General features: G+C 72.3%; 23 protein-coding genes and 2 pseudogenes. 17 read left to right on the top strand and 8 right to left on the bottom strand.

The window, feature by feature from the left end; genetic code table 11:
- Window positions 1–97 precede the first annotated feature (97 nt).
- Together ACVW19_RS32480 and ACVW19_RS32475 are read right to left on the bottom strand one after the other, a co-directional pair.
- Complete coding sequence (locus ACVW19_RS32480) at window positions 98–538, bottom strand: hemerythrin domain-containing protein (protein ID WP_457464007.1); 441 nt, start codon at window positions 536–538, stop codon at window positions 98–100.
- An 86-nt stretch (window positions 539–624) separates the two neighbouring features.
- Window positions 625–1,893: an MFS transporter gene (locus ACVW19_RS32475; protein WP_457464006.1), complete on the bottom strand. Its 1,269-nt coding sequence runs from the start codon at window positions 1,891–1,893 to the stop codon at window positions 625–627.
- A gap of 369 nt (window positions 1,894–2,262) precedes the next feature.
- Here ACVW19_RS32475 and ACVW19_RS32470 point away from each other — a divergent pair, with 369 nt between their 5' ends.
- From ACVW19_RS32470 to ACVW19_RS32455, 4 genes are all read left to right on the top strand, one after another.
- The gene (locus tag ACVW19_RS32470) at window positions 2,263–2,952 is read left to right on the top strand and encodes a vitamin K epoxide reductase family protein (RefSeq protein ID WP_457464004.1); all 690 of its coding nucleotides are present in this window, start codon (window positions 2,263–2,265) and stop codon (window positions 2,950–2,952) included.
- Between the two features lie 42 nt (window positions 2,953–2,994).
- The gene (gene ppk2 / locus ACVW19_RS32465) at window positions 2,995–3,798 is read left to right on the top strand and encodes a polyphosphate kinase 2 (RefSeq protein ID WP_457464002.1); all 804 of its coding nucleotides are present in this window, start codon (window positions 2,995–2,997) and stop codon (window positions 3,796–3,798) included.
- A gap of 103 nt (window positions 3,799–3,901) precedes the next feature.
- A complete protein-coding gene (locus ACVW19_RS32460) occupies window positions 3,902–4,669 on the top strand; it encodes a sulfite exporter TauE/SafE family protein (RefSeq protein WP_457464000.1) in 768 nt (255 codons plus the stop codon).
- A gap of 157 nt (window positions 4,670–4,826) precedes the next feature.
- On the top strand, window positions 4,827–5,975 hold the full coding sequence (locus tag ACVW19_RS32455) for a Rieske 2Fe-2S domain-containing protein (protein ID WP_457463999.1): 1,149 nt from the start codon (window positions 4,827–4,829) through the stop codon (window positions 5,973–5,975).
- Window positions 5,976–6,046: 71 nt separating this feature from the next.
- Here ACVW19_RS32455 and ACVW19_RS32450 read toward each other — a convergent pair whose 3' ends face one another.
- Both ACVW19_RS32450 and ACVW19_RS32445 read right to left on the bottom strand, forming a co-directional pair.
- Window positions 6,047–6,397, bottom strand: coding sequence for a hypothetical protein (locus ACVW19_RS32450; protein ID WP_457463997.1), 351 nt, complete (start codon window positions 6,395–6,397; stop codon window positions 6,047–6,049).
- Window positions 6,310–6,543: a baeRF2 domain-containing protein gene (locus ACVW19_RS32445; RefSeq protein ID WP_457464884.1), complete on the bottom strand. Its 234-nt coding sequence runs from the start codon at window positions 6,541–6,543 to the stop codon at window positions 6,310–6,312. Before ACVW19_RS32445 ends, ACVW19_RS32450 begins: the two co-directional genes overlap by 88 nt.
- A gap of 196 nt (window positions 6,544–6,739) precedes the next feature.
- Between ACVW19_RS32445 and ACVW19_RS32440 the strand changes: the two genes are divergently transcribed.
- Both ACVW19_RS32440 and ACVW19_RS32435 read left to right on the top strand, forming a co-directional pair.
- The gene (locus tag ACVW19_RS32440; RefSeq protein WP_457463995.1) at window positions 6,740–7,615 is read left to right on the top strand and encodes a universal stress protein; all 876 of its coding nucleotides are present in this window, start codon (window positions 6,740–6,742) and stop codon (window positions 7,613–7,615) included.
- Between the two features lie 198 nt (window positions 7,616–7,813).
- Window positions 7,814–8,860, top strand: coding sequence for an alcohol dehydrogenase catalytic domain-containing protein (locus ACVW19_RS32435; protein WP_457463993.1), 1,047 nt, complete (start codon window positions 7,814–7,816; stop codon window positions 8,858–8,860).
- Window positions 8,861–8,890: 30 nt separating this feature from the next.
- Here the strand turns inward: ACVW19_RS32435 and ACVW19_RS32430 are convergent, their stop codons facing one another.
- Together ACVW19_RS32430 and ACVW19_RS32425 are read right to left on the bottom strand one after the other, a co-directional pair.
- A complete protein-coding gene (locus tag ACVW19_RS32430) occupies window positions 8,891–9,553 on the bottom strand; it encodes a CBS domain-containing protein (RefSeq protein WP_457463991.1) in 663 nt (220 codons plus the stop codon).
- Window positions 9,554–9,635: 82 nt separating this feature from the next.
- Window positions 9,636–10,088, bottom strand: a complete 453-nt coding sequence (locus tag ACVW19_RS32425) for a Crp/Fnr family transcriptional regulator (RefSeq protein WP_457463989.1) — start codon at window positions 10,086–10,088, stop codon at window positions 9,636–9,638.
- Between the two features lie 221 nt (window positions 10,089–10,309).
- Between ACVW19_RS32425 and ACVW19_RS32420 the strand changes: the two genes are divergently transcribed.
- The 11 genes and pseudogenes from ACVW19_RS32420 to ACVW19_RS32370 all read left to right on the top strand — a co-directional run.
- Window positions 10,310–11,188: a universal stress protein gene (locus ACVW19_RS32420; protein ID WP_457463988.1), complete on the top strand. Its 879-nt coding sequence runs from the start codon at window positions 10,310–10,312 to the stop codon at window positions 11,186–11,188.
- Between the two features lie 136 nt (window positions 11,189–11,324).
- Window positions 11,325–12,203 (top strand): universal stress protein, encoded by an 879-nt coding sequence (locus ACVW19_RS32415; RefSeq protein ID WP_457463986.1) that lies wholly within the window; start codon window positions 11,325–11,327, stop codon window positions 12,201–12,203.
- A gap of 26 nt (window positions 12,204–12,229) precedes the next feature.
- The gene (locus tag ACVW19_RS32410; RefSeq protein WP_457463984.1) at window positions 12,230–12,520 is read left to right on the top strand and encodes an SHOCT domain-containing protein; all 291 of its coding nucleotides are present in this window, start codon (window positions 12,230–12,232) and stop codon (window positions 12,518–12,520) included.
- 402 nt (window positions 12,521–12,922) lie between these two features.
- A pseudogene (locus tag ACVW19_RS32405) lies at window positions 12,923–14,269 on the top strand (nicotinate phosphoribosyltransferase); the annotation flags it as partial.
- 55 nt (window positions 14,270–14,324) lie between these two features.
- Entirely contained in the window at window positions 14,325–14,609 is a 285-nt protein-coding gene (locus tag ACVW19_RS32400; RefSeq protein WP_457464883.1) for a DUF1876 domain-containing protein, read from the top strand.
- Between the two features lie 129 nt (window positions 14,610–14,738).
- Complete coding sequence (locus ACVW19_RS32395; RefSeq protein WP_457463982.1) at window positions 14,739–15,212, top strand: Hsp20/alpha crystallin family protein; 474 nt, start codon at window positions 14,739–14,741, stop codon at window positions 15,210–15,212.
- 11 nt (window positions 15,213–15,223) lie between these two features.
- Complete coding sequence (locus ACVW19_RS32390) at window positions 15,224–16,111, top strand: pyridoxamine 5'-phosphate oxidase family protein (RefSeq protein WP_457463980.1); 888 nt, start codon at window positions 15,224–15,226, stop codon at window positions 16,109–16,111.
- A 52-nt stretch (window positions 16,112–16,163) separates the two neighbouring features.
- A complete protein-coding gene (locus tag ACVW19_RS32385) occupies window positions 16,164–17,156 on the top strand; it encodes an Acg family FMN-binding oxidoreductase (protein ID WP_457463979.1) in 993 nt (330 codons plus the stop codon).
- Window positions 17,157–17,273: 117 nt separating this feature from the next.
- Complete coding sequence (locus ACVW19_RS32380) at window positions 17,274–18,149, top strand: universal stress protein (RefSeq protein WP_457463978.1); 876 nt, start codon at window positions 17,274–17,276, stop codon at window positions 18,147–18,149.
- Between the two features lie 61 nt (window positions 18,150–18,210).
- On the top strand, window positions 18,211–20,607 hold the full coding sequence (locus ACVW19_RS32375; protein WP_457463976.1) for a glycoside hydrolase family 65 protein: 2,397 nt from the start codon (window positions 18,211–18,213) through the stop codon (window positions 20,605–20,607).
- A gap of 67 nt (window positions 20,608–20,674) precedes the next feature.
- A pseudogene (locus ACVW19_RS32370) lies at window positions 20,675–20,863 on the top strand (PEP/pyruvate-binding domain-containing protein); the annotation flags it as partial.
- Between the two features lie 136 nt (window positions 20,864–20,999).
- Here the strand turns inward: ACVW19_RS32370 and ACVW19_RS32365 are convergent.
- The gene (locus tag ACVW19_RS32365; protein ID WP_457463974.1) at window positions 21,000–21,623 is read right to left on the bottom strand and encodes a hypothetical protein; all 624 of its coding nucleotides are present in this window, start codon (window positions 21,621–21,623) and stop codon (window positions 21,000–21,002) included.
- 147 nt (window positions 21,624–21,770) lie between these two features.
- Complete coding sequence (locus ACVW19_RS32360) at window positions 21,771–22,220, bottom strand: pyridoxamine 5'-phosphate oxidase family protein (protein ID WP_457464881.1); 450 nt, start codon at window positions 22,218–22,220, stop codon at window positions 21,771–21,773.
- Window positions 22,221–22,406: the final 186 nt, after the last annotated feature.

Here is a 22,406-nt window from a genome sequence, read left to right as displayed (position 1 = left end):
AGATCAACAACGGTGGGGTGCGGCTGTCCGGGTGCGCTGAACCTCGCCCTACGCCTCCGTCGCGGCGGCGGGGCGGGGCAGGGCACCGCCCACCTCCTCACGCACCGCGTCGACCGTGGCCCACTGTTCGGTGCTGAGCACCGCGAGCGCGGCCGGGAAGACGCCGGTCCTGCTCCTTGAGGATGTGGTCGCGCAGCGACTCCATCGCCTCCATCAGCCGGTCCGGCCAGGCCGGGTCGCCCGGGACGGCTCCGTCGGCGGCCTGTTCCAGCACCGCGTCGACGTGCCGGTGCTCCGCTTCCAGGGTGGCGATCCGGTCGGGGAAGTCCTCGGCCATGGCGGGGAACAGGCCGCCCTCCTCCACCCGGGTGTGCGGGCCGAGCACGGCTGCCATCTCCCGGGCCACCTGCGCCATCCGGGCCACGTCACCGGCCTCGTGGGCGGGGCGCAGGTGGCTGATCAGGCGGACGACCTCGTCGTGCTCGCGGGTCAGCTCGTCGATCGACGCCAGGGACTGGCAGCCGCAGTACTCGCACACTGGATCTCCTCCTCTTCTCTGTCGTCTTCCGTCACTCTTCACTGTTCTTCGCCAGGCTTTGTCGACTTTTCGTTCACCGGTGCTCCTTACACGGCGCTCCCGGCGGGGTGCCGGTCTCCGGTGTGCTGCCCGGCCCCCTCGACCGCGGCGCGGACACCGGTGAGGGTGTAGGCCAGCGCCGCGGCGGACACGACCGCGAGCAGCACCAGACCGACGGCGTACGACCCGTACGCCCCGTACAGCGAGCCCATCACCAGCGGCGGCAGGAACCCGCCCAGGCCGCCCGCGGCGCCGACCACGCCGGTGACCGAGCCGACCTGGTCGGCCGGGGTCAGCCGCGCCACCAGCGCGAAGGTCGCCCCACTGCCCGCGCCGAGCGCGGCCGCCATGGCGAGGAACGCGATGGTCCCCACCGGCGCCAGCACCGGGGTGAACGACTGCGCGAGCGCGCCGGCCACGATCACGGCCAGTGAGCCGGCCAGGACCCGGACCGGGCCCAGCCGGTCGGACAGCCAGCCGCCGACGGGACGCATCGCCACCGCGAGCAGCACGAACCCGGCCATGCGGTTGGCGGCGTCGGCCTGAGTGAGGTCGTAGCCGGTCCTGAGGTAGGTGGGCAGGTAGACGGAGAAGGCGACGTAGCCGCCGAAGGCGACGGCGTAGAGCGCGGACGCCTGCCAGGTGATGCCCAGCTTCATGGTGGCGGCCAGCCGCCGGGCCAGCGGCAGGCTCGGTACGGTGCGGCCCGGTGCGTCGCGCAGCACCAGCGCGGCGACCAGGGCGTACACGGCCAGCACCGCGGCGGTGATCAGGAACGGCGTCTCCATGCTGCTCGCGTCGACCAGGGTCACCGTGGTCAGGGCGCTGATGGCGGTGCCGCCCATGCCGGCGCCGAAGACGCCGATGGCCAGTCCGCGCCGCTCGGGCGGGAACCAGGCGTTGACGAAGGGCACGCCGACGGCGAAGGCGGTGCCGCCGATACCGAGGAAGAACCCGCCGATGAGCAGTGCGGCGAGGGAGGAATGCCCGGCCAGGCCCAGGTAGAGGACCGGCACGATCGTGACCGCCGACACGATCGGGAACATCAGGCGCCCGCCGAACCGGTCGGTCAGCGCGCCGACCGGGATACGTCCCAGGGAGCCGACCACGACGGGGACCGCGACCAGCAGCGACTGCTCGAACGACGTCAGGTCCAGGCTGTCCTGGAAGCGTGGAGCGAGGGGGCTGAGCAGTGCCCACGCCCAGAAGTTCACGGCGAAACCGACAGTGGCCAGAGCCAGCATCAGCCATGCCCGGCCGGGCACCCCGGCGCCTGACGGTGGGCTGCCGTTCTTGGACTTCGGCGACTGGACCATGCTGTGTCCGTCCCTTCCTCTCACGTGGGCGCCCCGGCACCGGGACCGTGCGGAAACCGTGAGCCCCTTGCCCGCGGGCCGAAGCCCCATGACCACTGTCCGGTTCCGGGGCCTTCCCTCCCCAGGGGCCATAGGTCCCTGCCGCCGGGCGGACCGGTCCCCGCCCGGGGGACCGGTCCGCCCGGCGGCCGGCCTCGCCCCCCTCGGTTCCCACATGGACAAACCGCGAAACAACGGGCCTGAACGTTGGCGACCGACGGCTCCCGCGTCCCGGGCGGAGGGCCGAACGACCCTGTCCGGGACCGGCGCCGGTCCCGGCTCGACGGAGCAGCCACCCGTCAGCGCCCCGCCTCCCTCCCCCCGCACACGGTGGGCGCCGGTCGCCGGACGGGCCTGGTGCTGCTGGTCACCGGGCTCGTCGGCCGGCTCGCGTCCTTCCAGCTCGCCGTGGACGACTGGCGGTCGCTCGACGACCCGGCCCACCGGCCGGCGTGCGACATCAGCCCGGTGGTGGGCTGCGGCAGCGTCATGTCCAGCCCGCGGGGCAACCTGTTCGGCTTCCCCGACATGCCGCTCGGGCTGGGCGCGTTCGCCGCCGTCGCCGTGCCGGGCGTCGCCGCCCTCACCGGTGCCCGCCTCCACCGGGGACCCCGGCTCGCGCTGGGCGCCGGGGCGCTGGCCGGGGTGGTCTTCGTCCACCGGCTGATCGCCCGGTCGCTGTACGAACTCAACGAGCTCTGCCCCTACTGCGCCGTGGTCTGGACCGTCACCGTCGCCCTCTTCCGGTACGTCACCGTGCACTGCCTGGACCAGGGAGTCCTCCCCGCGCCCCGGAGGGTCCCGGACGTGGTTCCCGGACGTGGTCCGGGACACCCACTGGATGCTGCTCGGTGCCTGGTACGGCGTGATCGCCGTACTCGTCCTCACCCGCTTCTGGCCGTACCGGCGCACCCTGCTCCGAGCCCTGCGGGCCGGCCTGCCGGATGCACGCTCCGTCGCCGGTCAGTACGGTGGCGCTCTGGTGTTCTGGTTTTCCGGTGCTGGACCTGGACGAGGTGACCTGACCGTCGACGGCACGGGTCACCGGGCGGTGGAGGCGGCATGGCCGGCAAGAAGACGGTGAAGCTGTCCCGTGCGGTGTACGAGAGCGAGCTGCTGCGGCTGCAGACGGAGCTGATCAAACTCCAGGAGTGGGTGCGGGCGGAAGGTGCCCGGCTGGTCGTCGTCTTCGAGGGGCGGGACGCGGCGGGCAAGGGCGGCACCATCAAACGAATAGCGGATCACCTCAACCCGCGCGTGGCACGGATCGCGGCCCTGCCCAAACCGACCGAACGCCAGCGCGGCCAGTGGTACTTCCAGCGCTACGTCGAACATCTGCCGGCCGCCGGCGAGATCGTTCTGTTCGACCGGTCCTGGTACAACCGCGCCGGCGTCGAGCACGTCATGGGCTTCTGCACGGAGCAGGAGTACCGGCTCTTCCTCCGCCAGTGCCCGATCTTCGAGCGGATGCTGGTGGAGGACGGGATCCTGCTGCGCAAGTACTGGTTCTCGGTGAGCGACGCCGAGCAGCAGGCCCGCTTCCGCAAGCGGCTGGAGGATCCGCTGCGGCGCTGGAAGCTGTCTCCCATGGACCTGGAGTCGCTCACCCGCTGGGAGGCCTATTCCCGTGCCAAGGACACGATGCTGGTGCACACCGACATCGCCGAGGCGCCGTGGTACATCGTGGAGAGCGACGACAAGCGCAGCGCGCGGCTGAACATGATCGCCCACCTGCTGAGCACCGTGCCCTACCAGGAGGTGGCACCCCCGGTCATCGAGCTGCCGGAGCGCCCGTCGTCCACCGGATACCAACGCCCGCCACGTGACCTCCAGACCTACGTCCCCGACCACACGGCGGGCCTTTGAACTGCCCCCGTCGGCCGGGGGCGAGTGCCCTTCGTGCATGATCGGTGTGGCCCCTCGACCTTCCGGGCGGGGAGGCGGCTCACCGATCGTGAAGGAGACGGCCTTGTCCATCTGGGAGGCATCGGCGGTCTTCGTTGCCGGGATCGGCGCCGGCACCATCAACACGATCGTCGGCTCGGGAACGTTGATCACGTTCCCGGTCCTGCTCGCCACCGGGCTGCCACCGGTGACCGCCACCGTGTCCAACGCCCTCGGGCTGATCCCCGGGTCCATCAGCGGCGCCATAGGCTACCGGAGGGAGCTCAGGGGCCAGCGTCGCCTCGTGTTGAGGCTGGGCGTCGCCGCGTCGGCCGGCGGGTTCACCGGAGCGGTGTTGCTGCTGTCCCTCCCCGCGACCGCCTTCGAGACGATCGTCCCCGTCCTCGTCGCTCTGGCGCTGGTCCTCGTGGTGCTGCAGCCCCGCATATCCGCCGTCGTCCAACGGCGCCGGGCGCGCACGGGCACGATCACCAAGACCGACGGCGGTCCCGTCCTCTTCGGCGGAATCCTCCTCGCCAGTGTCTACGGCGGCTACTTCACGGCGGCTCAGGGGATCATCTACCTCTCCCTGATGGGCATGATGCTCGATGACACCCTCCAGCGTCTGAACGCCGTCAAGAACGTCCTCGCCGCCGTCGTCAACAGCATCGCGGCCCTGTTCTTCCTCTTCGTCGCCGACTACGACTGGACGGCCGTCCTCCTCATCGCCGTGGGCTCGGCGATCGGCGGGCAGATCGGCGCGAAGGTCGGGCGCCGGCTCCCCGCACCCGCCCTGCGGGTCTTCATCGTCGTCGTCGGCACCTTCGCCATCGCCCAACTGCTCCTGCGCTGAGCCGTCCACCGCCGGCGCCGTCGCCGGCCTCCCGCGCCTCTCCCGGGGCCGTCGGCCTCCTCACCCGTCCGGACGCGCCGGGCGGGGCTCGGGGGCGGGCCCGCCGCCAGGATGGGGGTGCTGCCCCCATGGCATGGACCACGTGCGAGGGAGAGGTATGACCGACACCGGCTTCGACAGGGCTGGGAGCGACCGGTCCGCGGGGCACCGCGATCCGCGTTCCGGCACGAGCGACCTTCGGCGGGTCGGGGCGAACCCGGATTTCTGGTATCCCGTCGCGCTCTCCAGGAAGGTGCGCGCCGGACGGGTGTCCGCGACCTCGTTCGCCGGTGAGCGCATCGCGCTCTACCGCGGACGAAGCGGTGCCGTCTACGCGTTGGAGGACCGGTGCGCCCACCGGCAGGTGCCGCTGAGCATGGGCGTCGTGGAGGGCGAGACACTCCGCTGCTGCTACCACGCGTGGACCTATCGTGGCGACGGCCGCATCTCGCAGATCCCGTACCTGTCGAAGGGGGACGGCCGGCCGCCGCGCGGCGTGCGCGGCTACCCCGTCCGCGAGGCGTACGGCCTGGTGTTCGTCTTCCCGGGCAGCCCGGAGAAAGCGGCGGCCACTCCGGTGCCCGAACTGCCGGCCTTCGGCTCACCGCGGTACCGGACCATGACCTTCTCCCGGACCGTGCGCTGCCACTACTCGTTCATGCACGAGAATCTGCTCGACATGAACCACCAGTTCCTCCACCGCGGAGTCGTCGGCAGGCTCCGCCCCGAGCTGCTGGACCACCGGACCGACGCGCGCTCGGTGGAGGCCAGGTACCTGTTCAGCCACACCGGGGGAAAGCGGAACCGGGGTGCCGGTCTGCTGGCCGCCGAGGGCATCACGGGCCGCGACTCCCGCGACCTCATGACCATCCGCACCGAGTACCCGTACCAGACGCTCGACCTGGTCCCGGAGGGCGCCGAGCGGCCGTCCTTCCACCTCTGGGTCGCGTACGTGCCCGAGGACGCCGCGCAGCGCACGTGTCACGCCTACGGCCTGCTCATGATCGAGAAGCCCGGGATTCCCGGTGCGCTCCACCTGGCCTGGCCGTTCATCAGACGCTTCACCGAACGCGTCTTCGCCGAGGACCGCATGGCCGTCGAAGCCGAGCAGCGGGCGTGGGACGAACAGGGTGAGGACCGCAACCACGAGGTCTTCCCCCTGATCCTGGACGTCCGCGAGGTGCTGCGCGCCAACGGCGTCCCTGTCCGGCCCCGGCCCGCCGCATGCGGGCTCCGCCCCGACGACGGCCCGGCCCCGGGCGGGTGAACCCGCCCGGCGGCGGAAGGGCGGACACCGGCGCCGGCCCCGCGGACGCAGCCGGGTCACACGGTTCCTCGTCAGGCCGGGGTCGGCTCGTACGTCCAGCGCAGCGGGGCGCCGAGGCCGCCTGCCGGTACGTCGGGGCCGTCCTCGTCCGAGAGCGGGACGATCAGCACGTCGGCGGCCGTGACGGCGGCCGACCGCAGCAGCGCGTCGTCGGCGCGTACGGGGATCGGGGCGCCCTCACCCAGGCTGCGCGCGTCGGTCCGGCGTACCGCCAGCTGGTCGGGCTCATCGCCCACCCACGTCTCACGGCCCAGCTCCGGCCCGTCGGGCCGGATCAGCAGGGTGTCGACGCGGTGCTCCCGGGCGGCCTCGACCAGGGCCGGGACACCTTCGACCGCGTCCGTCGGCCGACCGGTGCCCACCCGTCCGGCGTGGAAGCGGTCGAGTGCCTCGTCCAGGCGATGACGTGTGTACTGCCGCCGTGCTCCGTCTCCACCGTGACCTCACGGACCGCCTCAGGAAGCTTTTCGTGCACCGCGGGCCGTTCACGGGGGTCACCGACCAGCACCACCAGGTCTGCGCCGCACTCCTCGTACGCCGGGCCGCCTCGTCGACAGCCCCGACCGACCTCGGTCCGCGTGCGCCGCGGCAAGGTTCGCGGTACTCATCGAATGTACGGAAGGCCGCGCGGTGTACCGGCGCTTCTGGAGGGGCGGCCCCGGGCACCGTCATGTCCAGCTTCATACGAGACGGAGGCAGGCACCATGGAGCCTGTGATCACCGTCGGTCTCGACGGCTCACCCGAGAGCCTTGCCGCCGCCCGTTGGGCCGCGGACGAGGCCGAGCACCGCAAACTGACGCTGCGCCTGCTGCACGCGTGGCCCATGCTCGCGCCGGAACCCACCGAGGTGCCCTCCGAGATCGACCAGAACTACTGGGCGAAGCGGCTGGTGCACAACGCACAGGCGGAACTCCAAAAGCACCATCCCGGTCTCGCCATCGTCGGCAACCTGGTTGCCGACGAGGCCCAGGACGCGCTGTTGCACGCGGCGTCGGAGTCCGAGATGACCGTGCTCGGCTCGCGGGGGCTGGAGCTCGTCGAGAGCTACTTCCTCGGGGACATCAGCATGCCCGTCGCGGCACGGGCCGAGGGGCCGGTGGTTCTGGTCCGCGCCAAAACCCGCGCGGAGGTGCAACCGGCCGCACCGGGCGGGACAGGCGATGTCGTGGTCGCGCTGAAGCTGCACGGCCCCTGCAACAACCTGCTCCGGTTCGCCTTCACCACCGCCGCCGCGCGCGGCGCGCTCTTGCGGGCCGTGAACGGCCAGGCCCTGCCCGTGCACGCCTACGTTCCCTGGGGGGTGGACCACGACGTCGCCGAAGGCATCGCGCAGGACGCGAGGAAGCAACTGGACCAGGTCCTCCACCCGTGGCGTGAGAAGTACCCGCAGGTGGAGGTGGCCGACAGCATCGGGCTGGAAAGTCCCGCCAGGGCGGTCCTGCGGGCCGCAGGGAGCGCCGGGCTGCTGGTCGTCGGCCGGCGTCGGCACCACCGCGCTCCGGCACCTCGTCTGGGCCCCGTCGCCCATGCGGCCATCCATCACGCACGCTGCCCTGTCGCCGTCGTCCCCCACGACTGAGCCGGATGATCCGAGAGAAGCGACGGCATCCGCACATCAGGCCGACGCGTCCGCACTCCGGTCGGGCTCCGACCCCGACGGTACGACGTTCCCACGCGCGGTCGGGCTGACGGGCCCGGGGCGGTGCGGGCATCCCGTGTTGCCGGGGAGCCCGCCGGGGGTGACGGTGGACAGGAGACGGCGAGGCAGGGAGCAAGCATGCGCGGACTCATCTACCACGGCCCCGCACGGACCTCCTGGGACACGGTGCCGGATCCCGTGATCGAGGCCGACACCGACGCGATCGTCCGCGTCGACGCGACCACCGTCTGCGGAAGCGACCTGCACATCCGGCGGGGCGACCTCCCCGAGGTGAAACCGGGAACAATCCTCGGCCACGAGGCCGTGGGCGAAGTGGTGGAGGTCGGCAGCGGGGTGCACACCCGGCGCCCCGGACAACAGGTGATCGTCTCCTCCGTCTCGGCCTGCGGACACTGCCCGCCCTGCCGCGACAGCCTGTACGGACAGTGCCGCGGGGGCGGCGGGTGGATCCTGGGCAATGTGATCCACGGGACGCAGGCCGAGTTCGTCCGCGTCCCCTTCGCCGACCACTCCACGCACCGACGCCCCCCGGACCTCCCGCTGGACGAGGCGGTCCTGCTCGCCGAGCTGCTGCCCACCGCCTACGAGGTCGGGGTGCGCAACGGACACGTCGGTCCGGGAGACACCGTCGTCGTGATGGGCGCGGGCCCGGTGGGGCTGGCCGCCGTCCTCGTCGCCCGGCTCTACGCGCCGCGCCGGATCGTCGCGGTGGACCTGTCCCACTCCCGGCTGGCGGCCGCCACCCGGTTGGGCGCCGATGCCGCCGAACTGCCCGGGCGGATGGTCGCCGAGCTGTCCGAGGGGCCCGGAGCCGACGTCGTCATCGAGGCCGCGGGCGACCCGGACGGCTTCGTCCTGGCGACCCGCGTGGTGCGCGCGGGAGGGCACATAGCCAACATCGGCATGCCCGGCAAACCGGCCACCCTGCACCTGGAGGCCCTGTGGCGCAAGAACGTGACGATCAGCACCGGCCAGGTCGACACCTCCTCCACGCCCTGGCTGCTCGACCTGCTGGTCTTCGGACGCCTGACGGTCTTCCCGCTCGTCACCCACCGGTTCCGCCTCGACCGCATGGAGGAGGCCTACGAGGTCTTCGCGCACGGCCCGGACACCGGCGCCCTCAAGGTCGTGCTGTACCGCGAGGCGCCGGAACCGCCCCGGTAGCGCGGGGCCGGCAGTCCCGTGCGCCCTCCCTCACCGCGGCTCGCCCGACGATCCGTCCGCCAGGTGGAACGTGACGTCGACGACCCCCTCGACGGCGCGTACCGCGCGGGCGACGACGGGCACCAGCGAGGTGTCCCGTATGCGGCCGGTGAGGGTGACGACACCGTCGGAGACCTCCACCCCTACGGGCTCGAGCGGGGCCGGGAAGAGGGGAGCGACGACTTCCCTGCGGACCTCCCGGGCGAGTTCCTCGTCCGTCCGCAGAAAGACCTTCAGCAGGTCGACCCGGCTGACGATGCCCTCGAGCAGCCCTTCGTCGCTCACCACGGGCAGCCGCTTGACCTTGCGCTGAGCCATGATGCGGGCCGCCTGCGCGACGGGGGCGTCGGCGTGGACGGTGACGGCCGGGGTGCTCATCAGCTCTCCGGCGGTCAGTGCCCCCGCCTTGGCCAGTTCGGGCAGGCGGCGCCGCTGCATGAACCGGTCGGGGTCGCTGTCGCGGAACTCCTCCTTGGGCAGCAGATCGGCCTCGGAGACGACGCCGACGACCCGGCCCTCGCCCTCCAGCACCGGCAGGGCGCTCACCTTCCACTGCTCGATGAGCCGGACGATCTCCTTGAACGGGGCGTCGCGGCCGACGGCCACGACGGTATGCGACATCACGTCGCTCACGGTGTGCGGGCTGCCGTTCACGGGTTTCCCCCTCGGGTTGTCAGGTGCGTGGGTCAGCTCGTGGCCGCTGGGGCCGGGGCGCACGGCGCGGGGAACTCGGTCGTCATCCGCTCCCGCTGCCGTGCGGGGCGTACAGATCGAGCAGCCGGACGCGGGTCGCGTGCAGTCGCTGGGCGACCACCCGGCCGACCCACACGGCGATCGCGCGGCCGAACTCGGGGTCCTCGGCGCACAGTGCCCGCACGGCCTCCGCGTCGAACTCCCAGGCCCGCACCGGGCTGGTGGTCTCGGCGCCCAGGAGCCACAGGTGGGGCGGGAAGTGCCAGGAGCAGCCGACCAGTTCACCGTGGCCCAGCGAATCGATCACGGCCGCGCGGCGACCGGGCACCTGCAGGTCGAGGGCGACGGTACCGGTCCGGATGATCCAGAACCGGTCGGCCCGCCGCCCCTCCTCGAACAGACGGGCTCCGATGTCGAAGGAGACCTCGCGGGCGTGCCGCATCAACCGCTCGCGGTGTTCGGCCGGGAGACCGGTGGCCAGAGGGGTCGTTGTCATCGTTCTGTCTCCCTTCGCGCCTGCCGCCGCAGCCGAACGGCGGCCTCTGTCGGCCGTAACGACAGCATGTGCCCGACCGGAGCGGGACGCCACGGGCCGGCCGGGCCCCATCGGAGGGCCCTTCGGCCCAACCGGGTGGAGACACCGGCCACCCAGGCGCGTGAGACGGTGGAGGCCGAGTCGTACCCGCAGCACATGGCGGCCGAAAGGCGGTGGGCACCGTGAGGGAACTTCCCCTGATCGCAGGTGTCGACGGATCGGATCCCAGTCTGCGGGCCGTCGACTGGGCCGTGGACGAAGCAGGCCGGCACGGACTGCCGCTGCGGCTGGTGCACGCCTCCCTCTGGGAGCACTACGAAGGCACCCGCCCGTCGTCCGATCCGCGACGCCCCTCGGCACAGGTGATGGCGGAGCGCATCATCGCATCCGCCGCCGAACGCGCCCGCCGGCGCGACCCCGAGGTCGGGATCTCCACGGCGATCTTCCCCGAGGAGGCGTCGCACGCCCTTGTGCGCGAGGGTGACAACGCCTCGTTCCTGGTGACCGGGTCACGCGGCCGGGGGGAGCTGAAGGGACTGCTCCTCGGCTCGGTCGGCCTGGCCGTAGCGGCGCGTGCGCGCTGTCCGGTGGTCGTGGTCCGAGGCGATACGGCCGGACTGGCCGGCACCCACGAGCGGATCCTTCTCGGGGCGGGGAACCCCGGCGCGAGCGGTGAGGCCGTGCGGTTCGCCTTCCGTGAGGCCGGGGCACGCGGGTGCGTCCTGGACGTCGTACGCGCCTGGCGCTGTCCCGCCCACGAGACCGCCCACCACCCGGCACGCGCCGGGGAACCGGCGTGTCACCACGAGGAGCATGCCTTTGCCCTGCTCGACGAGCTGCTGCGCGATGCGATGGCCGACCATCCGGGCGTCCGGGTGCGCCGGGCGACGGTCGAAGGACCCGCCCCCAAGGTCCTCGTGCTCAGGTCGGCGGCCGCCGACCTGGTGATCGTCGGTGCCCGACGCCGTCAGGGGCCCTTCGGTCTCCAGCTCGGCCGGGTGAGTCACACGCTGCTGCACCACGCCCAGTGCCCGGTCGCGGTCGTGCCGCAGCGGGTGTGACGGAGCAACCGTCCCGTCCACTGTTCCCGGACGGGGCCTGATGGCCCCCAGGTGAGGACCTGGGGCCCCTGCGCACGCGCCGCCGCCGGGGCGACGCTGGTGGCGGGGAGAAGGCCTTGTTCTGGAGGTGCATGTCATGTTGTCGCCTGTTGTCGTCGGCGTCGACGGTTCCGCCGAGAGCCTGGCGGCCGCCGAGTGGGCAGCCCACGAGGCCATGCGTCGCGGGCGAGCCCTGCGGCTGCTGCACGCGCGCAACTGGCACCCGCGCCAGGAGCGAGCGGAGATCACCTACGCGAGCGAGCGGCACCTGGCGCGGCGCGTCCTGCGGGAGGCGGAGGAACGCGTTCGCGCCGCGTGCCCCGAGGTGCGGGTGTACGACGACCAGGTCGAGGGACCGGCGACCGCCGCCCTGGTGAAGGCGGCAAACGACGCCGACCTGCTGGTGCTGGGCTCGCGCGGGCTGGGCCGCATCACCGGACTGCTCATGGGTTCGGTCGCGCTCGGCGTCGTGGCGAAGGCCACGCGGCCCGTCGCCCTCGTACGGGCCGCCACGGCCGGGGAGGAAGAGGAAGCGGCCGGCACCGACCGGCGGGACGTGGTCCTCGGTGTCGACGTCACGGAACCGTGCGACGAGGTGCTCGCGTTCGCCTTCGAGGCGGCCCGCCTGCGGCACGCGCGGCTGAGGATTCTGCACGCGTGGCGTGCGCCCGACCGGCTCACCCTGGGCCCCGGCGAAGTCGGCCTGGTGGGCGAGCCGCAGCGGGCCGAGGAATGGCTGGGCTTCCTTTCCGCCGTGCTCCAGGTGTGGCGCGAGAAGTACCCCGATGTCGAGGTCCTTCAGACCGTGGTCGAGGGAAAGCCCGCAGGCGCCCTGATGAAGGCGGCGTCCGGAGCGGAACTGCTGGTCGTCGGAGACCGGCTCACCGACCGCCGGGGGATACCGCGCACCGGCCCGGTCACCCACGCCGTGATCCACCGCGTCGGCTGCCCGGTCGTGATCGTGCCGCACGACTGACGGCGCGTTCGAGGAAGTGATCCCTGATGACGTACTGGAACTCGCATGGCATGAACGGCTGGGGCTGGTTCGCCATGTCACTGGGCACCGTCCTGTTCTGGGCACTGCTGATCACCGCCGGTGTACTGATCTTCCGTTCGCTGAGCAGGGCTTCCGGGCCTTCGCACCTCCCTGCCGGCCGCCCGGCCCCGGAGCACCCGGCCCCGGAGCAGGTCCTCGCCGAGCGGTTCGCCCGCGGGGAGATCGACGAGGACGAGTACCGGCGCCGGCTGGCCGTCCTGCGGGGGGCCTCGGACCGGGGCGGGCGATCGCCCTGATCTCAGGTCCACAACTCCCAGCCCCGGCTTTTCGTCCCGGTGGGAGACGGAGGCATCCAGATGCGCGCGGACGCCGGCCTCGGGCTGCCGTTCACCGCCGTTCCGCACGGCCGGGAAACGGTGATCAGCTCCGGTGGCCGGCCCCTCCCTGCCTGAAGGACCGCTCATCAGGGACCTTCGGCCCTGTGCCCGATGCCTGCCTCCGTTCGATGGTGGAAGGCGAAGCGACCGGCGATCCGCTGGGGGCCCGGCGACGAGTCCACGCAGTTCACCGCGCGCGTCCGGTCCGCTGCCACCGCGCGGGGAGCCGGCGCCGAGGGGAATCCGGCGGAACCCGTGTGGTCCGGCCGACTCCGCCGGTGACGCGAAAGAGAACCGGACGGGACCGAGAAGGTGGCGCTGATGTCCGATGCGACGACCACCGACCTGTACGAAGTGACGATGGCCATGTCCTATCTGCGGGAGGGGATGACCGGCCCGGCGACGTTCAGCCTGTTCGTCCGCGATCTGCCTGCTGAGCGGGGCTTCCTGGTCGCGGCGGGGCTGGAGTCCGCCCTGGACCACCTGTCCGGTCTGCGGGTCGGCCCGAAGGACGTCCATGCCTTCGCCGCCGCGCTGCACCGTCCGCCGCGGGATCTGGAGTCCCTGCTCGGTCTGCGGTTCACCGGCAGCGTGCGGGCGGTACCGGAGGGGCGGATCGCCCTTGCGGGAGAGCCCCTGCTGGAGGTGACCGCGCCGCTGCCGCAGGCCCAGTTGGCCGAGACGTACGTGCTCAACCTGCTCAGCCATCAGACGATGATCGCCTCGAAGGCCGCGCGCTGTGTGATCGCGGCGGCCGGGCGCCCGGTCGTGGACTTCTCCCTGCGGCGGACCCACGGCCCGCAGGCCGGTTTCCAGGCCGCCCGGCTCGGCGCGATGGTCGGTTTCGCGGGGACCAGCAACGTGGCCGCGGCCACGGCCGCGGACGTACCCGCGGTCGGCACGATGGCCCACTCCTATGTGGAGGCCTTCCCGGCCGAGGAAGACGCGTTCCGCGCCTTCGCCCGGGCCCACCCCGGCCCCGTCACCTTCCTCGTGGACACCTACGACACCGAGGAGGGCGTCCGCGTCGCGGCGCGTGTGCTGCGGGACCTGAACCGCGGGCCCGGCTCGGCCGTACGCCTGGACAGCGGTGACCTGGGGCTCCTGGCCGCACGGGCCCGGTCCATCCTCGACGAAGCGGGCCTCGCGGACGTACGGATCACCGTCAGCGGCGGTCTCGACGAGTACGCGGTGGACGATCTGGTCCGCTCCGGGGCACCGATCGACGTGTACGCGGTCGGCACGCGCATCGGGGTCTCGGCCGACGCGCCGTATCTGGACTCGGCCTACAAAATGGTGGAGTACGAGGGGCGGCCGGTCATGAAGCTGTCGTCGGCGAAGGTGACGGCGCCCGGGCAGAAGCAGGTGTTCCGCCGTCCCGGCTGCTCCGACGTGATCGCTCTCGCCGACGAGCGGCCACCGCTCGACGGCACGCCGCTGCTGGAGACGGTGATGCGGAACGGACAGCGCACCGGCGAGAGGTCCACGCTCGACGAGTGCCGGAAGAGGTTCGCCGCCGACCTGGCCGCACTGCCGCCGACCGCCCGGCGGGTCCGGGCGCCCGTCGCACCCCGTGCCGCGCCGTCCGAGCGGCTGAGCGCCCTCACCGACCGGGTCCGGCGCCGTATCGCACAGCAGACGGCGGCACCCGCCGCGCGGCACGGAGTGTCCGAACGAACCGCATCCGGGGCACACCGGTCCGTACCGAGCCGAGGAGGAAGCGATGCCGCACACCGTGGAATGGAAGGTCCGCCTCCACCTCTTCGAGGACGGGAGAACGACGAGGGCCCGCGCGGTGATCGACACCGGGACCACGGTGCTCACCGGCCACGGGGCCACGCGCCGGAATCCGGCGGACCCGGAGGTACCGGAGATCGGAGACGAGCTGGCGGCGGGCCGGGCCCTGCAGGACCTGGGCCGGCAGCTGGTGGACATCGCCGAGCGCGACATCGAGGGCACGGGCGCGGTCGGGCCGCGCCCCCGCCCGCCCGTCGGCTGGCCGGCCTGACCGCAGTCCGCGCCCGGCCGGGGACGACCTCGTGAGCCCGGCGCCTGCCGGGGAACCCGGCCCCGTGAGCAGCACATGCGTCTCCACCGGCGGGCGCACCGCCGGTCCAGAAGTCAAGGAGGACGACCGATGACGCTTCCAGCACACCGCGGCAGGGGCTCGCTCTCCGGGTGGGAACCCTTCCGGGAGCTCGAGGAGCTGCGCACCCGCATGGAGCAGCTCATGCACTCCACCTTCCCCTTCCCCGGCCGCGGTTTTCCCGAGGCCGAGGCCGAAGGAGGGGCGTGGGCGCCGTTGGCCGACGTCGAGGACACCGAGGACGCCTATCTGATGGAGCTGGAACTTCCCGGCGTGGAGAAGGACCGGATCAGTGTGGAGGTCGGCGACGGCGAGCTCGACATCCACGGCGAGATCAAGGAGAGGGAACGCACGGGTGTGCTCCGTCGGCAGACCCGGCACGTCGGGCGGTTCGACTACCGCACGAGTCTGCCTCCGAACGTCGACACCGAGCACATCACCGCGGAGCTGACCGGCGGAGTCCTCACGGTGCGCGTCCCCAAAGCCCGGAAGGCCAAGCCGCGTCGCATCGAGATCACGGGTTGAGGGTGGCGATCATGCGAGCTCACCTCGGCGATCAACTTGTCATCGAAGGCCCGGCGACCGGCGCCACCCGGCGTGACGGCGAGATCGTCGGACTCCACCACGAGGACGGCACCCCTCCGTACGACGTGCGCTGGTCGGACACACAGGAGGTGACACTCGTGTTCCCCGGCCCCGACGCCCACATCAAGCATCTCGAACACGAACACGAACACGAGTCCGGCACCGGGGCCGGCGCGCCCCCGCCCGTCGGCGCGCCCGACCCCGGCGACATCGGCCGGCGAGTGGCCACCGAACGCACCCGGCGGGGCCTGAGCCGGGAAGAGACGGCCAGCCGCGCCAGGATGGCGCCGGACTATCTCGCCTATCTCGAGGAACGCCCGGCCGATCCGAGCCTGGCGACCCTCATCCGGCTGGCCTCGGCGCTGGGCACCAGCGTCCAGGCACTGCGCGGGAGTGGCGTCGATCTGCCGCCCGGCCGGGGCGCTGCGCTGCTGCGCCCCGAGCTGCGGGACCTCGGACCGGAGGACTGCCGCGCCCTGCTGTCCACGCACGGTGTGGGGCGCGTCGCGGTGACCACGCCCGAAGGGCCGGCGGTGGTCCCGGTGAACTACGAGGTCGTCGACGACGCGATCGCTTTCCGGACCGCTCCTGACTCCGTGCCCGCGGCGGCCGTGGGATCGGACGTCGCGTTCGAAGTCGACCATGTGGACGACGCCATGAGCCGGGGCTGGAGCGTGCTCGCCGTCGGCCCCGCACGGGTGGTCACGGAGCCCGACGAGGTGCGGCGGCTGACCGAGCGCGCCCACACCGCACCGTGGGCCGGGGGCGGGCGCGAGATGTGGGTGTCGATCCTGCCCACCCGCCTGACCGGACGCCGCATCACTCCGGCCGGTCAGTGAGCTGCCACGGCCCGTGCCCACTGTGCTCCGCCGCTTCACGAAAGGAGCCCCTGTGAACCAGCAGACCCTGCCGGACGAGCGGGTGGCGGCTCTTACGCACGACGCTGCCGCCGCTCCGTCCATGCACAACGCACAGCCGTGGCGCTTTCGCTACTTCCGGGGCAGCCGTACCTTCCAGGTGCGCGCGGACCTCGACCGCGCCCTGCCGCACGCCGACCCGGACAACCGTGCCCTGCACCTCGGCGGCGGCGCCGCTCTGCTGAACCTGCGGGTCGCGCTGACCCACGAGGGGTGGCACCCGGCAGTCCGGCTGCTGCCCGACCCGGCCGATCCGGCGCTGCTCGCCGTCGTGCGGCTGACCGCTCCCTGGAGCGGTCAGAGCGCTCTCCCCGCGCTGTATCCGGCGATCCACCAGCGGCACAGCAGCCGTTTCCCGTTCGAGGAGACGGAGATCCCCCAGGAGCTGCGCACGGCCCTGGCCGACGCCGCCCGCAGTGAGGGAGCGACGCTGACCTTCCCGTCCTCCTGGCACCTGCAACAGGTGCTGGAACTGCTGGAGGAGGCCGAGGCACGCAATCTCACGGACCGTGGCAGCGGCCGGGACCTGGCAAAGTGGACCCGTATCGATACTCCGTCGGGGAACACGGCCCCGGACGGAGTGCCCGACTACGCCTTCGGGCCGCGCAAGCACGGCGGCAAGGCGCCCATGCGCGACTTCGCCGGGAGCAGGCCGGTGCCCGGCCGCGGCACCGCCGAGTTCGAACGGACCCCCCAGCTGGCCGTCCTCAGCACCTCCCACGACCGCCCGGAGGACTGGCTGCGCGCCGGCCAGGCCATGGAACGGGTCCTGCTGCTGGCCACCCTCGAGGGCTTGTCCAGTTCCTTCGCCACCCAGGCCCTGGAGTGGAGCGACCTGCGCTGGCCGCTGCGCGACCCCGTGTCCGGGGCCGGGCACATACAGATCGTGCTGCGCCTGGGATACGGCCCCAAGGGCCCCGGCGCCCCGCGACGCCCGGTGCCGGACGTACTCGACATCCAGCCCTGAGCCGCCGCGGCCCCACGGGCACCGGTGGTGCGGTCCGTATGTCGCGGCGGGCCCCGGGCAGTGCGACGGTATGGGCATGAGGTCTGTCAGTGGCCGCGCAGGAAAGTGAGGAAACCCATGCAACTCCCGCTGGTCGTGGGCGTCGACGGATCGGATTCCAGCCTTCAGGCACTGGACTGGGCGGTGGACGAAGCGGCACGCCGCAGGTTGCCGGTGCGCCTGATCCATGCCTCCCTGTGGGAGCGCTACGAGGCGGCCCTCCCCTCCCTCAGGACCGATCGCCCCGCCGAAGAGGTCATGGCGGAGCACATCATCGCGTCCGCCGTCGAACGTGCCCGGCTCCGCAATCCCGAGGTGAAGGTGTCGGGCGATGTGCAGCCCGACGATGCCGTGTCCGCGCTGCTGCACGCGGGAAGCGAGTCATACGCCTTGGTCACGGGCTCACGCGGCCGTGGCGGAATGGCCGGGCTGCTGCTGGGATCGGTCAGCCTCGCCGTGGCGGCACGTGCCGTGTGCCCGGTGATCGTGGTCCGTGGTGCGGAACAGAGCCGGCAGGGCCTCTTCGGGCGGGTGGTGGTGGGGGTCGGCGACCCTGCCACGAGCACGGGCGTCGTGCGGTTCGCCTTCCGTGCGGCCGAGGCGCGCGGCTCCGCCCTCGACGCCGTACGGGCCTGGCGCAGCCCGGCTCACGAGCACGCGGACCATCCCCTCCTCGCCGACGACGCCGCCGGTGCCCACGAGGAGCGCGCCGCGACCCACCTCACCGACGCGCTGGACCAGGCGATGCGGGAGCACCCCGAGGTCGAGGTGCGGCGCAGGCCCGTGGAAGGCCCCGCCCACCGGGTCCTGTTGCAGGCGTCGGCCGAAGCCGACCTGATCGTCGTCGGCGCTCTGCGGCGCCACGGCCACTTCGGTCTGCAGCTCGGCCGTGTCGCCCACGCCCTGCTGCACTACTCCGCGTGCCCGGTCGCCGTCGTCCCCCGGAGAACCTGAACCCCGTCGTGCGGGCGCCACGCGGGCACGTGTCGTGAAGGGAGAGGGGTGGAGGCGGCGGATGCCGGAGTGGACGTGGGAGTACGAGGGGTACGACCCCGCTGCCGAGCGGTTGCGGGAATCGCTGTGCACCCTGGGCAACGGCTACTTCGCCACGCGCGGCGCGGTGCCCGAGAGCCGGGCGGGGGTGGTGCACTGCCCGGGAACCTACGCGGCCGGCTGCTACGACCGTCTGGAGTCGAGGGTGGCGGGGCGTCAGGTGGTGAACGAGGATCTGGTCAACCTGCCGAACTGGCTGCCCCTGCGGTTTCGCTGTCGCCCCGCCGGCGGACCGTGGGGTCCGTGGTTCTCCCCGGACACCTGCGCCTTCCTCGACCACCGGCACATCCTGGACCTGCGTCGGGCCACGCTGACCCGCACGTTCCGTTATCGGGACGACGCGGGCGTGCTGGGTGTGGAGCAGACCCGCCTCGTCCACATGAGGGACCCTCATCTGGCCGCGCTGCGGACGGTCTTCACGGCCGAGGACTGGTCGGGGGAGATCGAGGTCGAGTCCGCCCTCGACGGCGGTGTGATCAACAGCAACGTGCATCGTTACCGGTCTCTCGAGCGCCGTCATCTGGCGCACGTGCAGACAGGGACGGAGGAGCCCCGCACGGTGTGGCTGCGCTGCCGCACCAGCACCTCCGACATCGCGATCGCCATGGCGGCCCGGACCGTGGTCACCGGGCGGCGGCCCCCGGCTCCGGAGCTGCAGCGCGCCCGGCAGCGCGTCGTGCACCGTCTGGTGGTCTCCGTCGTTCCGGGCCGGGACGTCGGCGTGGAGAAGACCGTGGCGCTGCACACCTCACGCGACACGGCGATCGCCGACCCGCTCGAGGCGGCCGTCGACCGCGTGGCCGGCGCCCCGGACTTTTCCACGCTCCTGGAATCCCACGTCGCCGCATGGGAGCGGCTGTGGCGGCGCGCGGAGGTCCGGGTACCCGGCGAGGCAGGCCACATCCTGCGCCTGCACCTGTTCCACGTGCTGCAGACGCTGTCGCCGCACACCGCGGACCTGGACGTGGGGGTGCCGGCCCGGGGGCTGCACGGCGAGGCCTACCGGGGGCATGTGTTCTGGGACGAGCTGTTCGTGCTGCCGTATCTGAACCTGCACTTCCCGGAGGTCTCCCGGGCACTGCTGACCTACCGGTACCGGCGCCTGCCGCAGGCGTGCCGGGCGGCAGCCGCGGCCGGCCGGGCGGGGGCGGTGTACCCGTGGCAGAGCGGCAGCGACGGCCGTGAGGAGACCCAGGAGCTGCATCTGAACCCCCGCTCGGGGCGCTGGTTGCCGGATCACTCCCGGCTCCAGCACCACGTCGGGTCGGCGATCGCCTACAACGTGTGGCAGTACTGCGAGGCCACCGGCGACACGGAGTTCCTCCACACCAAGGGCGCGGAGATGCTGCTGCAGATCGCCCGCTTCTGGGCGGACACGGCGGTCCACGACCCGGAGTCGGACCGTTACCGCATCCGTGGGGTGGTCGGCCCCGACGAGTACCACGACAGTTACCCCGGCGCGGCCCGGCCAGGACTGGACGACAACACGTACACCAATGTCACCGCTGCCTGGGTCGTCACCCGCGCCCTGGACCTTGTACGGCGGCTTCCCGCGTGGCGCCGGGAGGAGCTGTTCGAGCACGTGTGCCTGGACCGTGACGAGCTCTCGAGGTGGGAGGAGGTGTCCAGGCGGTTGCGGGTGCCCTACCACCAGGGCGTGATCAGCCAGTTCGAGGGCTACGACGACCTTGCCGAACTGGACTGGGACGGCTATCGCGCGCGGTACGACAGCATCCGCCGACTGGACCGGATCCTCGAGGCCGAGGGCGACTCGGTCAACCGCTACAAGGCCTCCAAACAGGCCGACGTCCTCATGCTCGGCTACCTCTTTTCGCCCACGGAACTGCAGTGGCTGTTCCGGCGTCTGGGGTACGTGATGGACGACGCGATCTGGCGCAGGACCGTCGACTACTACCTCCGGCGCACCAGCCACGGCTCCACCCTCAGCGAACTCGTCCACGGCTGGGTCCTCGCCCGGGTCAGACGGGCGGAGGCATGGCAGTACCTCCATGAGGCCCTCGAGTCGGACGTCGCCGACGTCCAGGGCGGCACGACCGGCGAAGGCATCCACCTCGGCGCCATGGCGGGGACCCTCGACCTCGTTCAGCGCGGCCTGACGGGACTGGAGACCCGCGAGGACGCCCTGTGGCTCGACCCGGTGCCGCTTCCGGCGCTGTCCGAATACGGCTTCTCACTGCGCTACCGCGGTCACTGGGGCGTCGAAGTGCGACTGCGGAGCGGTCGGTTGCGGATCGGCGTGCCCGACTCCGAGCAGTCCCCGATCCGCGTGGTGCTCGCCGACCGAGCCGTCACGGTGGCACCGGGAGAGACGTGCACGCTCGTGCTGCCGCGGGGTTGACCGCCAAGCTTGTCGTGCGACGTCCTCGAGATGTGATCCGACCGCACCGGGAAGGAAGGGCACCGTCATGGTCCGTCATGTGTACGCGTTCACCGAGGGCGACCGGGACATGGCCGACCTGCTCGGCGGCAAGGGCGCCAACCTGGCCGAGATGACCCGCCTGGGCCTGCCGGTGCCGCCCGGCTTCACCGTCATCCCCGAGGCCTGCCGCTCGTTCCTCACCACCGGCGGTGAGCCGGCCGGACTCGGGACCGAGGCCGGCGACAGCAGGTGACCGGAGGCCCTCGGGCCCGGTCGCGCGGAGCCTCACCGTACGGCGTCGGCGGGGACACGAACGAGGGGGCACCCCCGCCGACGAGCGGAGGTGGCCCGGTCCGACGCTTCCGCGGCCGTCAGAGCAGCCAGCGGTTGCGGCTGACGAAGGGGAGCCGTGCCCAGACCTTGCCCAGTCCCCAGGTGGCGCCGGCGCCCGCGGCGGCGAGTGCGACGAGGACCACGGCGTAGATCAGGTGGTAGTCGGCGAACGGGTTCGTCGACATGCTCGGCGAACCGTCCGACAGGTGCTGGGCCGGCGGCCATTCCGCGACCCACATCAGCGCCATCATGACGGTGCCCGCGACCGCGGCGAGCCACAGGGCGATGCCCGCGATCAGCGCGAGGCCGACACCGAGCAGACCGAGCATGAACAGCCAGTCGGCCCAGGCGGCCCCGGCCCAGGCGTGGAAGGTGGACTCCATCGGCCCGACGGCGACGCCGCTGAGGAACCCCTTGGTCGGCGACCCGCCGTCGACCCAGCCCTTGCCGGAGGGGGTCGCGTAGCCGAGGCCGAACGTCTTGTCCAGGAACGCCCACAGGAAGACGAAACCCGTCAGCAGACGGAGCCCGGCGAGCACGTACGCGCGGGTCTCGGTCGCCGCCGCGGTCACCGGCTCGGCGGAGACGGGAGCCGTCCCGGCCCGGTGCGGGGACGGAACGCGGGATCCCGGACGCCGGTGGGGGTTGTCGTGAACTGCCATGGTGCTCATCCCTTCCAGAGGGTGGCGCAGGAGGTGGACGACTCTCGTTGCTCCTTCAATGTCCCGCGCCGCCGGCGTCCGCCGGAGGGGCCGAAGGACCCGGTGGGCGGGCCGAACGTCCCACGGTACTGGACCAGTTGACGGCCGTCAGCCGTCCTTTGCCGCCAGGCCCACCCCGTACAGGGTGCGTCCGCCGACGAGTTCACGCCCGGTGACCAGCTCGGGCTCGATACGGACGAAGACCTCCCGCGTCGCGGGCACCCAGGAGACCGGACCGGTGCGGGACAGGCGCGCGTGCTCGGCCGGGTCGGTCACCACCGCGGCCGGGCCCGTGACGACCACGCTCCAGCCGGCCTGCCGGGCCGCATCGACGTCGTCGGCCTCGAAGGCGACCACCGCGCCGTCGATCGCGCGGACCAGTTCCGAGGCCGCGGCGGTACGCAGCAGGACCGCGCCGTCGGCGTCCAGGCGGAAGTTGACCGGCAGCACGGCGGGCAGGGCCAGGCGCGTGAAGACGATGCGGCCGACGGGCACCTCGGCCATCAGCCGCAGGCACTCCTGCCGACCGAGTTCACGGAAACCGTCATTGGGGTACATCGTCGACCCGTCCTCCTCCTGGTACAGCGGGTACCGCTTCTTTCCGCGCCTTTCACGCGTTTCCATGGCCTTCCATGTCCGTCCATGGCCTTTCATGGCCTTTCATGGCCTTCCATGTCTCTCCACCCTGAGCTGGGCGAGGCTGGAAGGTGAGGGCCGACAGTCCCGTTCACACCGGAAAACGGC

This window comes from Streptomyces sp. TE5632 (assembly GCF_054061295.1).
The sequence above is the reverse complement of the archived record's forward strand: the minus strand, read 5'-3'. Positions and strand labels throughout refer to the sequence as shown.